At 37.3% G+C, this 12,376-nt stretch carries 11 protein-coding genes, 2 tRNA genes and 2 rRNA genes; 3 read left to right on the top strand and 12 right to left on the bottom strand.

Features of this window, described 5'->3' with window-relative positions; translation table 11 throughout:
• Positions 1 to 105 precede the first annotated feature (105 nt).
• Both ACFYKX_RS25760 and ACFYKX_RS25755 read left to right on the top strand, forming a co-directional pair.
• Entirely contained in the window at positions 106 to 1,527 is a 1,422-nt protein-coding gene (locus tag ACFYKX_RS25760; protein ID WP_389364965.1) for an ABC transporter substrate-binding protein, read from the top strand.
• Positions 1,511 to 4,018, top strand: a complete 2,508-nt coding sequence (locus ACFYKX_RS25755; protein WP_389364963.1) for an EAL domain-containing protein — start codon at positions 1,511 to 1,513, stop codon at positions 4,016 to 4,018. Before ACFYKX_RS25760 ends, ACFYKX_RS25755 begins: the two co-directional genes overlap by 17 nt.
• 47 nt (positions 4,019 to 4,065) lie before the next feature.
• On the opposite strand, the gene tatC is transcribed toward ACFYKX_RS25755, so the two are convergent.
• The 4 genes from tatC to moaC form a co-directional block, all read right to left on the bottom strand.
• Positions 4,066 to 4,812, bottom strand: a complete 747-nt coding sequence (gene tatC / locus ACFYKX_RS25750) for a twin-arginine translocase subunit TatC (RefSeq protein ID WP_389364961.1) — start codon at positions 4,810 to 4,812, stop codon at positions 4,066 to 4,068.
• A 112-nt stretch (positions 4,813 to 4,924) separates the two neighbouring features.
• Positions 4,925 to 5,113, bottom strand: a complete 189-nt coding sequence (locus ACFYKX_RS25745; protein ID WP_389364959.1) for a twin-arginine translocase TatA/TatE family subunit — start codon at positions 5,111 to 5,113, stop codon at positions 4,925 to 4,927.
• A gap of 100 nt (positions 5,114 to 5,213) precedes the next feature.
• Positions 5,214 to 5,870 (bottom strand): redox-sensing transcriptional repressor Rex, encoded by a 657-nt coding sequence (locus ACFYKX_RS25740; RefSeq protein WP_389364957.1) that lies wholly within the window; start codon positions 5,868 to 5,870, stop codon positions 5,214 to 5,216.
• A 30-nt stretch (positions 5,871 to 5,900) separates the two neighbouring features.
• The gene (moaC, locus tag ACFYKX_RS25735; RefSeq protein ID WP_389364955.1) at positions 5,901 to 6,395 is read right to left on the bottom strand and encodes a cyclic pyranopterin monophosphate synthase MoaC; all 495 of its coding nucleotides are present in this window, start codon (positions 6,393 to 6,395) and stop codon (positions 5,901 to 5,903) included.
• A gap of 197 nt (positions 6,396 to 6,592) precedes the next feature.
• On the opposite strand from moaC, the gene ACFYKX_RS25730 reads away from it, so the two are divergent.
• A complete protein-coding gene (locus tag ACFYKX_RS25730; protein WP_389364953.1) occupies positions 6,593 to 8,521 on the top strand; it encodes an ABC-F family ATP-binding cassette domain-containing protein in 1,929 nt (642 codons plus the stop codon).
• A gap of 245 nt (positions 8,522 to 8,766) precedes the next feature.
• Here ACFYKX_RS25730 and tsaD read toward each other — a convergent pair whose 3' ends face one another.
• The 8 genes from tsaD to ACFYKX_RS25690 all read right to left on the bottom strand — a co-directional run.
• Positions 8,767 to 9,792, bottom strand: coding sequence for a tRNA (adenosine(37)-N6)-threonylcarbamoyltransferase complex transferase subunit TsaD (tsaD, locus tag ACFYKX_RS25725; protein WP_389364951.1), 1,026 nt, complete (start codon positions 9,790 to 9,792; stop codon positions 8,767 to 8,769).
• The gene (gene rimI / locus ACFYKX_RS25720) at positions 9,792 to 10,241 is read right to left on the bottom strand and encodes a ribosomal protein S18-alanine N-acetyltransferase (RefSeq protein WP_389364949.1); all 450 of its coding nucleotides are present in this window, start codon (positions 10,239 to 10,241) and stop codon (positions 9,792 to 9,794) included. Before rimI ends, tsaD begins: the two co-directional genes overlap by 1 nt.
• A 19-nt stretch (positions 10,242 to 10,260) precedes the next feature.
• The gene (gene tsaB / locus ACFYKX_RS25715; RefSeq protein ID WP_389364947.1) at positions 10,261 to 10,956 is read right to left on the bottom strand and encodes a tRNA (adenosine(37)-N6)-threonylcarbamoyltransferase complex dimerization subunit type 1 TsaB; all 696 of its coding nucleotides are present in this window, start codon (positions 10,954 to 10,956) and stop codon (positions 10,261 to 10,263) included.
• Entirely contained in the window at positions 10,953 to 11,408 is a 456-nt protein-coding gene (gene tsaE, locus ACFYKX_RS25710) for a tRNA (adenosine(37)-N6)-threonylcarbamoyltransferase complex ATPase subunit type 1 TsaE (protein WP_389364945.1), read from the bottom strand. The genes tsaB and tsaE overlap by 4 nt, the downstream gene beginning before the upstream one ends.
• A 256-nt stretch (positions 11,409 to 11,664) precedes the next feature.
• Positions 11,665 to 11,740 (bottom strand) — tRNA-Asp (locus tag ACFYKX_RS25705).
• Positions 11,741 to 11,748: 8 nt separating this feature from the next.
• Positions 11,749 to 11,825 (bottom strand) — tRNA-Met (locus ACFYKX_RS25700).
• 79 nt (positions 11,826 to 11,904) lie between these two features.
• A 5S ribosomal RNA gene (gene rrf / locus ACFYKX_RS25695) occupies positions 11,905 to 12,021 on the bottom strand.
• A gap of 228 nt (positions 12,022 to 12,249) precedes the next feature.
• Positions 12,250 to 12,376 (bottom strand): 23S ribosomal RNA (locus ACFYKX_RS25690); the annotation flags it as partial.

Below are 12,376 nucleotides of genomic sequence, written 5' to 3'. Positions count from 1 at the left end.
TTACATATTCTCTTACTCAAAAGGCTACGTTCGTCTATTACAATATAGAGGAAAGAAGTGCCATTTAATTTACCCTTCCTCATTTTTATTGTAAGAGGTGATCTTGTGAAATGGAGATTAGTTGTTCCTTTATTGCTCGGGTTGTCACTGATAGGTTGCGACAAGACTACAACTGTCCCTTTAGAAAATGAAGGTGTCAATGACCGTTTAATTCCGATTAAAATTATTGCCGATTCCCCTGGAGCTATTTCCTTTTTTAAAAAAGAAGAAAAGGAGATTGCCGAGAAGTATGGAATCCGTCTTGTCTATAATTACCCCGAACGGCTCACAGAAAGAATGGAAGATTTCTTATTCGCTACCGACGAGCAGTATGATATATATGTTCTTTTTCCTGTTAAAGTACCCATGTATGTTGAGCGTGATATGCTCTTACCTCTTGATTCCTATTTTACGGAGGAATATTCAGAGGACATCCTGCCGCTCTATAAGAATGTCTATATGAAGTATGGGAACCATTCTTACGGAGCTCCTTATGATGGTGACAATCACTTACTTTTTTATCGCAAGGATTTGTTCAAGAAATATAACGAAGAGTACCACCTGAAATATGGAAAAGACTTAGAGCCACCGAGAACATGGGAAGAGTATGACCAGATTGCAAAATTTCTTAGTCGAGATACAAATGGAGATGGAAAAATCAATCAATATGGAACTGCCATCTTAAATGGGGACGGAATGAGATACATATGGTTTGCTGAACGCTTTCTATCCACAGGCGGAGCTTACTTTGATGAGGAAATGAAGCCGCTTATTCATTCTGAAAAAGGAATTCAAGTACTAACTGATTTAGTTAACCTAGTGAACAGTGAGGCTGTTCCACCCAATTCAATGTATGACTGGGTTGATTTAAATAATGTGTTTTTACAAGGAAATGTAGCCATGGTTGTACAGTGGAGTGATACAGCACGGTTTTCCTTTGACACAAAGACATGGGATTCGAAGATTGTAGACCAGGTAGATTGGACTTTAGTTCCAGGAGATTTAGAGGGATCCCCTCGTGGCGGTACTTGGATAGGTAGAGTGCTTTCCATCTCAAAGGATTCAAAGGATCCAGCTAAGGCTTGGCAAGTGATTGAACATCTTACTTCTAAAGAGAACAGTATCGATTCCATTAACTCTTATGAAACGATTAATGATCCCTATCGCTATAGTCATTTTGAAGTGACTGGTAAAGGTCCTTTCCCAAGTGAAGAGATTAGTAGGGATTTTCTTTCCACACTTAAGGATAGCTTGAAGAATACGAACACCGATCTTATGATTCCTGGGAGCTGGGAATATATGCAGAGCCTTGATAGAAATATGGGACTAGCCCTTATTAATAGGCTCTCCCCAGAAGAAGCTTTACAGAATACAGCCACTGAATGGGAAAGCATTACGAACAAATATGATAGAGAAGAACAAAAGAAATATTATCGTGAGTGGTTAGCACAACTAGAGGAGGCAAGGAAAAGTGAAATGGACCAATAGTATCGCGTTTAAAATTTGGTTATCCACAAACATTATTTTACTTGCTGGTATTGCCTCATTAAGTGTGACTTATATTTGGAAAGAAAAAGCGCATATTGAAAGTGCTTTACGTAATGAAGGGCAGACAGCAGCTAATACATTAAATTCAGCCATTGCCCTTTCTATGTTAGAGGAAAATTATACGTTAATTACGCCGTTGGTATATTCTTTGCTAGACCAACCGAACATTCAATACGTCATTGTAAAAGATAAACATGGAACCATTGTAAATCAAAAAGGAGACACACTAGAAGAAGACAAAGTATTGGTTGAAAAAGTACCTCTTGAGTATTTTAATTCAAACTTAGGAGAAATTGAAATTGCTTTAAAAACCGATGAACTGAATAAACAACTTTTTTCAATCATAACCTATACCGTTTTTATATCTCTTTTAGTCTCAGTTCTCGCTATGTTTGTGTCGTCTTTTATTAGCAAGCGTATTTCTTCCCCTTTGGTCAGTTTGATGAAAGCATCTCAGAACTTGATTGACGGAAAAAGAAAGGTTCGCGTGATCGAGGAAGGAACCAATGAAGCGAAATCGTTATCACATATGTTTAACAAGATGGCAAAAAGAATAGAAGCCAACGAGGCCACTCTGCAAACCGAAATTGATAAAGCAACGAAAAGCCTTACTGAAAATATAAACATGCTTGAAACCAATAGAAAAATTGCACAATCCGTGATAAAGAAAGATATTCTCCGTGAAGAGGTCTTACTCGTAATCTTAAAAGAAATCCAAGATTTTATGAAAATCGAAGCAACCTCTATTAGTTTAGTTGACCAACAATTGAAAGATGGCGGTAGGTTATATTTTTTAAAGAATAGTGACATACAGACTTCTTCGTTAACTAATAATGTTTTGCAAAACGTGATGAACAGTGATGTTCCATTTATCCAGAACCATATGGGCTTTAGTGAACTTAAAGGTATCTTTGTAGAACCAAACATCAGGTCTTCACTCATCATTCCATTGACTAGTAAGGAAAAACCCATAGGTACATTAAATCTAGGGAGCATGAAGGAGAATTATTTCAGTGATTCAATGGTACAGTCTCTCTCCGTTTTCACGAACCAAATTGCTCTCTCATTGGATTTAATTTTTGCCTATGAATCTTTACATCATTCTGCCTATCATGATTATATTACGCAGCTTCCAAATTTTCGTTTTTTCAAAGAAAAGGTCGGACAAGCAATTCAGAAGAAAAACAACGAAGAAGAATCATCCTTACTTGCCGTGTTGTTTCTCGATTTGGATCGATTTAAGAAGGTTAATGACTCTCTAGGACATGATTTTGGGGATTTACTTTTAAAAAACGTTGGGGGACAAATTCGTGACTGTATCGGTCCTGATGACATTGTCGCAAAGATAGGAGGAGATGAGTTTCTCATTCTTTTACCTGCCATCAGTGAAGGCAAGGACGCTATCCAAGTCGCTGAAAAAATCGTTCAAACCATCAATAAGCCCATTATCATAAACGGGTATGAAATCCTTACCACAGCAAGTATTGGGATCTCCTTATACCCAACAGATGGCGAAGATGTGGAGTCATTGATTAAACATGCAAATTTCGCTATGTTTAGGGTTAAAGAACTCGGGAATACGTTTTCCTTGTATTCACCTATTGTTGAAGATCTAACCTACGAAGAACTAGTATTTGAAAATGATCTTCGAAAGGCCATTGAGCGTAATGAGTTCATGGTATATTATCAGCCGAAGGTTAACGTTCAAACAGGAGAATTAACAGGCGTTGAGGCTCTCATTCGTTGGAACCATCCAGAAAAAGGACTTATCTCACCAGGAAAGTTTATTCCAATAGCGGAGGAAACCGGATTAATTGTTCCGATTGGAGAATTTGTTTTAAGAACTGCTTGTAAGCAAGTGACAGAATGGAAGAACAATGGTCTCCCTACTTTGTCTATATCTGTGAACTTATCTACTAGGCAATTTTTACAATCAAATCTTATCAATATGGTTGCTTCTGTCCTAGAAGAAACCGGGCTTGAGCCGCATTTACTAGAACTAGAAATTACGGAGAGCATGACAATAGATGTGAAACAGGCGATTCCGGTTCTAAATGATTTGAAAAAACTTGGAATTAAAATAAGCATTGATGATTTTGGAACTGGATACAGCTCTCTCAACTATCTAAAGGTACTACCTATCGACCGTCTAAAGATTGATCGTTCCTTTGTAAAAGATATTGCAAGCAATCAGGCAAATGCTGCGATTGTTTCGACCATCATTACAATGGCACAAAATTTAAACCTACTAGTTATTGCAGAAGGCGTAGAGGAAGAGGATCAAGTAGTGATTTTACAAAAAAATAACTGTACTGAAATACAAGGTTATTTCTTTGGACATCCCCTTCCCCCTGAAGAACTAGAAGAGAAAATTGGCGAGATTCAAGTTCGAGCGATTAAGTGGGCTAAACAACCGACAGAGATAAGTTAACACATTAAAGTGGCCATCAGAATTTTACTTCTGATGGCCTTTATTGTTTATATTTCCTCTTCTAAAATCTGTTCAGCCTGCTGGGCTTTTTTATAAGCAAATCTCGAAATTAATATACTCACTTCGTACAGGATTAGTAGCGGCACTGTAACCATCATATGAGATAAAAGCTCAGGTGGCGTAATAAATGCTGCTATGACAATCAGAATAAAGTAAGCGTATTTTCGAACCTTTGCCAAGTACATAGGTGTCACAATTCCTAATCGCGTTAAAAACATGATAATAACGGGTAGCTGAAACAGTAATCCAAATGGAATCGTCAATTGGAATAGGAATTGAAAGTACTCATTAATTCCAATTACCTGATTAATATCTAATCGGTTTGCGATTCTCGTCATGAATTCGACGACAAATGGAAACAAAATAAAATAAGAAAAAGCAATACCACTAATAAATAGAATAACGGATATTGGAATGTAGCTTAGCGTCACTTTCCTCTCTTTTTCATACAAGCCGGGACTTATAAAAGCCCATAATTGATATAAAAGAAAGGGTGAAGTCATAACAAATGCAATCAGAAAAGCAAATTGCATATAAATCTTGATTGGATCTGTCAGACGAAACGCATTCATCGTAAGTTCTTTTGCTTCATCAGCTTTCTGCAAATAGACGATTAACGGCTCCGCAATAAAGAAACTTGCAATTGTTGCAACGAAGAAGAAAACGACCGAAATAACAAGCCGTTTTCTTAACTCGCCAATATGTTCAAACATCGTCATATCTTTATGACTCATTGTATTTCATCCTAACATCACATAAAAATAAGTATTCACCGTACATATAAATTAATAAAGGATAAAACTTATGAAAATCTGGAATTAAGCTCACCTTTATTTGTATAAAAATTTAATTTGTGTCGCTCTTATTTTCTTTTTTTGTATCGTCATCATCATCTGCTAAACCTTTAGTAGCGTTTTTAAATTCACGTAAAGTGTTCCCTGCTGCTTTACCTAGCTCAGGTAACTTCTTAGGACCAAATATTAATAAAGCAACGAACACAATAAGTATGAGGCTTCCCATACCGATATTCATCATCCTGCCTCACCTCCCTCATTCTATCATAACGGATTTATTACTATCTTCAACTATTTTATATTGGTTAATTCTTTTTGCACTTTACTAGATTTTCGTGATTTTATTCACTATCCTCGGCTTCAACGCCATAGTGCTTCAGAAAATAAACAAGTGATTGCAATTCAACAGCTAAATCAATATGATGGACCCTAATGAAAGATGGTACTGTTAACCTTGCCGGTGTGAAGTTTAATATTCCCTTTACATTAACTTGTACAAGACGATCTGTAATGGACTGGGCAAACGTCGATGGAACCGTCAGAATAGCCACTTGAACATCTTCCTTCTCGATTACCTTCTCTAAATCATCCATATGGTGAATAGGAACATCGCCTATACTAGTACCTACTTTACCGTGGTCAACGTCAAAAGCGACTTCAATTTTTGTATTATTATTCTTTAAGAAATTGTAATTTAAAAATGCTGTACCTAAGTTACCTACACCGATTAATGCTACTTTCGTTAACTCATCTTGATCTAGCGTTTTTCGGAAGAAAGATAGTAGATAATTTACATTGTATCCATAACCCTTTTTCCCTAAAGCTCCAAAATACGAAAAATCCCTTCGGATTGTTGCTGAATCTACTTTCACCGCTTCACTTAACTCAGCAGAAGAAACTCTTTGTTTTCCTGATGAGTGAAGGTTTTTTAAAAATCGATAATATAGAGGTAACCGCTTTGCCGTTGCTTGCGGAATCTTCATTGTTTCATTATTCATCCGAAATCCCCCGCCCGTATTTTAATTGGCTTATTTTAATCTATCTTCTCTTTTAAAATCCCCATTTTTACCGCCAGTTTTTTCAACTAGATAGGTTTTACCTATCACCATTCCTTTATCTACAGCCTTACACATATCATATACAGTCAAAGCACAAGCAGATGCTGCTGTTAGCGCTTCCATTTCCACACCCGTGTTCCCTTTTGTCTTTACAGAAGCTGCTATGAAAAGGGTGTATTGATCCTCTTCTTGTTCCCATGTGAATGAAATGTCAATCCCAGTCAAAGGAATAGGGTGGCACATTGGGATAATCTCTGATGTTTTTTTACATGCCATAATTCCAGCCACTTGCGCTACAGCTAGAACATCTCCTTTTTTCATCTCATTATTGGTAATTCGATCGTAAATCTCTTTATTTACCGTTATACTAGAGTTAGCAATGGCCGTTCGAACTGTCTCTACTTTATCACTCACATCGACCATTTTCGCTCTACCTTCATTATTAAAGTGGGTAAATTCCCCCATCTTACAACACCTCACTCAAATCATACACTATTTTACCCATTCTGTAAGTAAAGATTGTACTATCCTTCACAATAAAAGTTTACTACGGCTTTGCGTAATATTGATAGTTAACAGGAATTCGATTCCTTTCATTTACTTTTATTGCTCTACTCCTTTTATTACGTTAAACTAACTCTAGAAATATAGAGGTGAAAGTTATGATATTACTGCAAGTGAACCAATTATCAAAATCATACGGTGCTGACCCTATTTTAACGAATATAAAGCTAGAAGTGCAAACGCGTGACCGAATTGCTTTAGTAGGTAGGAATGGAGCGGGGAAATCAACTCTACTTAAAATCATTGCTGGGCATATGTCTAAAGACAGCGGGGACATTATTAAGCCAAAAGAGGTAACCATTGGTTATCTTGCTCAAAATACCGGTTTAGAGTCAGGTCTCTCCATTTGGGATGAAATGCTTACTGTATTTGAAAACCTTAGACGCCAAGAGAAAGAACTCCGTAAACTCGAAGAAGCCATGTCTGACCCTTCTTCCTTTCAGTCGAGTGAATACGAACGGATTCTAAAAGAGTACGATCTATTGCAAGTTCAATTTAAAGAAAATGGTGGTTATCAGTACGAATCAGATATTCGTTCTGTTCTTCACGGACTTAACTTCCATTCCTTTGATTACTCGACTAAAATAGATAGCTTAAGCGGTGGGCAAAAGACAAGATTAGCTCTAGGTAAGCTGCTATTAAAAAAGCCTGATATTCTAATCTTAGACGAGCCGACAAACCATTTAGATATCGATACGCTTTCCTGGCTTGAGCAGTATTTACAAGGATATCATGGAGCCATTTTAATTGTTTCCCATGACCGATATTTCCTAGACAAAGTCGTCAATCAAGTATACGAGATATCCCGTAAGCAAATTACAAAGTTTACTGGAAACTATAGTGCTTACCTTGACCAAAAAGCAGAGAATTATGAACGTGATATGAAACAATATGAAAAGCAACAAGAAGAAGTAGCAAAGCTTCAGGATTTTATTCAACGAAACCTTGCACGAGCTTCAACAACTAAAAGAGCTCAAAGTCGACGCAAAAAGCTCGAAAAAATGCAATTAATGGATAAACCTCTCGGCGATGAAAAGTCAGCCAACTTTTCTTTTGAAATCGAAAGACAAAGTGGCAATGATGTACTTAAAGTTGAGGATCTTGCTATCGGATACAACGGTGAAAAAGTATCCGAACAAATCTCTTTCCGTCTAACAAGGGGAGAAAGCATCGCTCTAGTTGGACCAAATGGGGTTGGAAAATCAACTCTTTTAAAAACCATTGTTGAGACACTTCCCTCAATTTCTGGTGAAATCCATTATGGTTCAAATGTAGGAATAGGTTACTATGACCAAGAACAGGCTAAACTCACCTCTAATAAAAGGGTACTAAATGAACTGTGGGATGACTATCCACTAAAAAATGAAAAAGATATTCGAACCATCCTAGGTAACTTTTTATTTTCAGGCGATGATGTATTAAAAATTGTTTCATCCTTAAGTGGTGGAGAAAAAGCTAGATTAGCATTGGCCAAACTTATGATGCAAAAGGCAAATTTCTTAATATTGGACGAGCCAACCAACCATCTAGATTTAGATAGCAAAGAGATACTAGAAAATGCATTGATTGACTACCCCGGAACAATTCTATTTGTATCTCACGACCGTTATTTTATTAACCGAATTGCAACAAAGGTTCTTGAACTAAGCAATAATAAAGTAGCAGAATTCTTAGGTGACTATGATTACTACATTGAGAAAAAGCTAGAACAGGAAGAACTAAAGGCATTAGAAAGTAAAGCCAATTCTCTTAATTCTTCTTCCGCTTCTCATAGTCTAGAAAAAACAAATTACCAACAAGATAAAGAAGCAAAAAAACTGGAAAGACAGCGTAAAAGACGTATAGAGGAATTAGAAGATTTAATCGCTAATCTTGAGGTTGAAATTGAGCAATATGAAGAATTACTATGCCAACCGGAAGTTTTTCAAGACCATGAGAAAGTATTAGAAATTAATCAAAAAAATGAAAACGCAAAAGAAAAGCTGGATCAGTTAATGGAGGAATGGACGGAGTTAGCTGAGGAATAGTTTTTCAAAGTCTTAATCAAAATCACTATGTAATTAGAACCGGGAGTTTATTGCTATCCCGGTTTTTATTTATCCCCAACTATATCCACAAACTTAATACATAATTATAGGCTTTCCACACACTTTTCCACATAATCCACAGAAAAGGTATGTTTTATCCACATTATCCACTAAATATTTATTGAATATAGTAGTTATCAACAAAAAAAGCCCCCATTCCATTTGGGGACTTTCACCTACTCTGTTTAATTGTTGTGGATAGCTAAATCTAATCCCGGATTTGCATTCAAGGCAAGATTGGCTCTTTGACCTTTTTCAAATAAAACACTTCCTGCCGCAGCAATCATGGCAGCGTTATCTGTACAAAGATAAAGTGGAGGAATTGTAAGAGTTACCCCTTCAATTTGCTCAAACTTTTCTTCTAGTGTTGCTCTTAATCCTTTGTTTGCAGCAACACCACCAGCTAGCACAACCTGTTTTACATCAAACTCTTTTGTTGCTTGAATGGTTTTTGTAACTAAAACATCAATCACACTCTGTTGAAAACTTGCAGCTAATTCCTCAGGAGCAATCTTTTCCCCTCTTTGTTCAGCATTATGCACAGTATTTATGACGGCAGACTTTAGACCACTAAAACTAAAATCATAGGATCCTTCTTCCAACCATGCTCTAGGTAAATCAATCGTTGGTTTCCCCTCTTGAGCAAGTCGATCAATATGGGGACCTCCTGGATAAGGGAGATTCAATACTCGTGCAACCTTGTCATAGGCTTCTCCTGCAGCATCATCTCGAGTTTCTCCGATTACTTCAAAATGGCCATGTTCTTTCATATATACAAGTTCTGTATGTCCACCCGATACAACGAGGGCCAATAATGGAAACTCCATTTCTGTAATGATGCGATTGGCGTAAATATGACCTGCAATGTGATGCACACCAATAAGAGGGATATTTTTCGCAAATGCTATAGCTTTAGCCGCATTTACTCCGATTAACAATGCTCCAACTAAACCAGGTCCTTCTGTGACTGCTATGGCATCAATGTCAGTGAAATTTAATTTTGCTTGTTCCATTGCCTCTTCTAATACAATTGTCATCTGTTCAACATGGTGACGCGATGCAATCTCTGGAACAACTCCCCCGAACCTTTTATGGCTCTCAATTTGAGATGCGACCACATTTGCAATAATCTCTCGTCCATTTTTTATAATAGCGACAGCTGTCTCATCACAGCTTGTCTCAATACCTAGAATAAATTGATCCTTATTCATTATATATTCACCCACATTACTAAGGCATCCTCTTGGTTATCGGTGTAATAATTTTTTCTAATTGCACCTTCTTGGAAGCCGAATTTACGGTATAAAGATTGTGCAACAAAATTAGTGACCCTTACTTCTAATGTCATTGATTTTGCTCCCATCTCTTTAGCCAATTCAATCATCTTTCTCATCAATGCCTCGCCCAGCTTGTTTCCACGGAATTGTGGTAAAATAGCGATATTTGTTATATGTGCTTCATCCACAACTATCCAAACACCACAGTACCCAACCACTTGCTCTTCATCTTCCAAAACAATATATACGGCAAATTGATTCTTCGTTAATTCATTTTCAAAGGCTTCCCTACTCCAAGGAGTAGCAAAAGACTGCTCTTCAATTTTTAGAATTTGGTCTATATCCTCTTCATTCATAAAGCGAAAAGTTAAAGATTTGGTCATGTCTTATTCTTCCTTAAAACTAATTTTTATTTTCTTCTAGCCATTTCGCTTCCGCTTCTGCTAAACGAATATAGTTAGGGACGAAGCTATGCACTTCTTCCCCTTCACGATCTCTTCCTAATAGAGCTAACTCTGAGGGGCGTGGATTATGTTCTGTAATCTCAGCAAATATGAATTTTTCCTTCAGTATAGGTTCAATGATGGATCTGTGAATAGATAAGTCGTTTCCTACAAATAAGATAGGGCTTTCCAGACTTACTAGTTGATGTGCCCAGTCTTGAGACTGTATTAGTTGATCATTTTTTACTGTCTCAATTAGTCCTCTTTTATATTGATATAGCCCTGTATAAATCTGGCCTCTTCTAGCATCAAATAAGGGGGATACAACTCCTTGAAAATAACGACCTGTTGAAGCCGCTAACACTTCCAAACTTGATATACCTACAATAGGGATATTCAGTGTCCATGCCAAAGTCTTTGCAAGTGTAACTCCTATTCTTACGCCTGTATAGGATCCCGGGCCCTTAGCAACTACTATTTTTGAGATATCCTTAGGCTTAACATCACAATCCTTCAACAAAGCATCTATAGCTGGCATTGCCCTTACAGAGTGATTTTTCTTTAGATTGGTTATGTATTCTCCGATCACTTGATCACCGTCAAGAACTGCCACTCCTAATACATAATTAGACGTATCAATTGCTAATACTTTCATGAAAATAACTCCTTACATAGTTCCTCATAGCGAGTACCTTTAGGGATTAATGTTAACACTCTTGATTCATTTTCCCCATGTTTGATATTTATGCTTAACAATTCTTCAGGTAGAAGGTCTTCGATAAGATGTGCCCATTCCACAACGGTCACACCATTACCTTCAAAATATTCATCAAATCCAAGGTCCTCATCAGAATTCTCTAACCTATAAACATCCATATGATATAAAGGCATCTTGCCATGATATTCTTTTATAATAGTGAATGTTGGGCTATTTACAGTTCTCTTAATATCCAACCCCTTTGCTAACCCTTTCGTAAATGTTGTCTTCCCTGCTCCAAGATCACCTTCCAGAGTGATTACATCTCCTGGCTTTAGCAGCTCAGCTAAATTTTTTGAAAAGTCCATGGTTTGTTCCGCATCTGTTGAAACAATGCTAAATTCACTCATAAAATCACCTTAATTCTACTGATTTAGGGGCATTTACATTTTAATATCCCCAATATATATCATTAGCTAATTGTATTTTAATTTAGATACAGTCAAGAATATTGCTAATTATAAAAAAACCTTAGGATCTTCTCCTAAGGAAAACATTTTCTTACTATGTAGTTTACATGATTTTGTTCATTTGAGCAAAAAGGTAAAAAAGGCATAAAAAAAACGAAACATCGTTTCGTACTAGTAAATTAGTATTCTATTAAAATGGCGGTCCCGACGGGAATCGAACCCGCGATCTCCTGCGTGACAGGCAGGCATGTTAACCGCTACACCACGGGACCTAAAATTTTGGTTGCGGGGACAGGATTTGAACCTGCGACCTTCGGGTTATGAGCCCGACGAGCTACCAGACTGCTCCACCCCGCGATAATAAAAATGTTATTTTAATGCTAATACTTATATTATATGCTAACCTTACCAAAAATATAAGTAATTTTTTAAATCAGCCTGGCGACGTCCTACTCTCACAAGGGGACAGCCCCTAACTACCATTGGCGCTGAGAAGCTTAACTTCCGTGTTCGGTATGGGAACGGGTGTGACCTTCTCGCCATCATCACCAGACTATTTAATTCAGGAATGGAAACCTATTTTCGCTTCGCGAAAAAGCTTTATTCCCTCAAAACTAGATAATGCTATGAAGAAGAAGTAAATCATTCGAGTAATCTTTGTCCAGCTACGGCTCCTAACTTCTCGTCTGTTTCAATCCGCCCCCACAAATCCAAAACCGGGATTTGCACGGTCGGCTTTCCAACATCTGTCGAAGTTGTACAGTCGCCTTCGCTTTTCTATTTGGTTAAGTCCTCGATCGATTAGTATCAGTCAGCTCCACACGTCACCGCGCTTCCACCTCTGACCTATCAACCTGATCATCTTTCAGGGATCTTACTAGCTTGCGCTATGGGAAATCTCATCTTGA

Source organism: Cytobacillus spartinae (assembly GCF_042865285.1).
Taxonomy (GTDB): Bacteria; Bacillota; Bacilli; order Bacillales; family Cytobacillaceae; genus Robertmurraya_A; species Robertmurraya_A spartinae.
Note: the sequence above shows the minus strand (reverse complement) of the source record. Positions and strands in the feature narration are given on the sequence as shown.

What these genes read in the sequence shown, in the direction of transcription:
- tatC (WP_389364961.1), bottom strand. Translation starts at nt 4,812, where the DNA reads ATGAGTCATAAAGATATGACGATGTTTGAACATATTGGCGAGTTAAGA.
- rimI (WP_389364949.1), bottom strand. Translation starts at nt 10,241, where the DNA reads ATGACCAAATCTTTAACTTTTCGCTTTATGAATGAAGAGGATATAGAC.
- ACFYKX_RS25740 (WP_389364957.1), bottom strand. Translation starts at nt 5,870, where the DNA reads ATGAATAATGAAACAATGAAGATTCCGCAAGCAACGGCAAAGCGGTTA.
- ACFYKX_RS25745 (WP_389364959.1), bottom strand. Translation starts at nt 5,113, where the DNA reads ATGATGAATATCGGTATGGGAAGCCTCATACTTATTGTGTTCGTTGCT.
- moaC (WP_389364955.1), bottom strand. Translation starts at nt 6,395, where the DNA reads ATGGGGGAATTTACCCACTTTAATAATGAAGGTAGAGCGAAAATGGTC.
- ACFYKX_RS25730 (WP_389364953.1), top strand. Translation starts at nt 6,593, where the DNA reads ATGATATTACTGCAAGTGAACCAATTATCAAAATCATACGGTGCTGAC.
- tsaB (WP_389364947.1), bottom strand. Translation starts at nt 10,956, where the DNA reads ATGAAAGTATTAGCAATTGATACGTCTAATTATGTATTAGGAGTGGCA.
- tsaD (WP_389364951.1), bottom strand. Translation starts at nt 9,792, where the DNA reads ATGAATAAGGATCAATTTATTCTAGGTATTGAGACAAGCTGTGATGAG.
- tsaE (WP_389364945.1), bottom strand. Translation starts at nt 11,408, where the DNA reads ATGAGTGAATTTAGCATTGTTTCAACAGATGCGGAACAAACCATGGAC.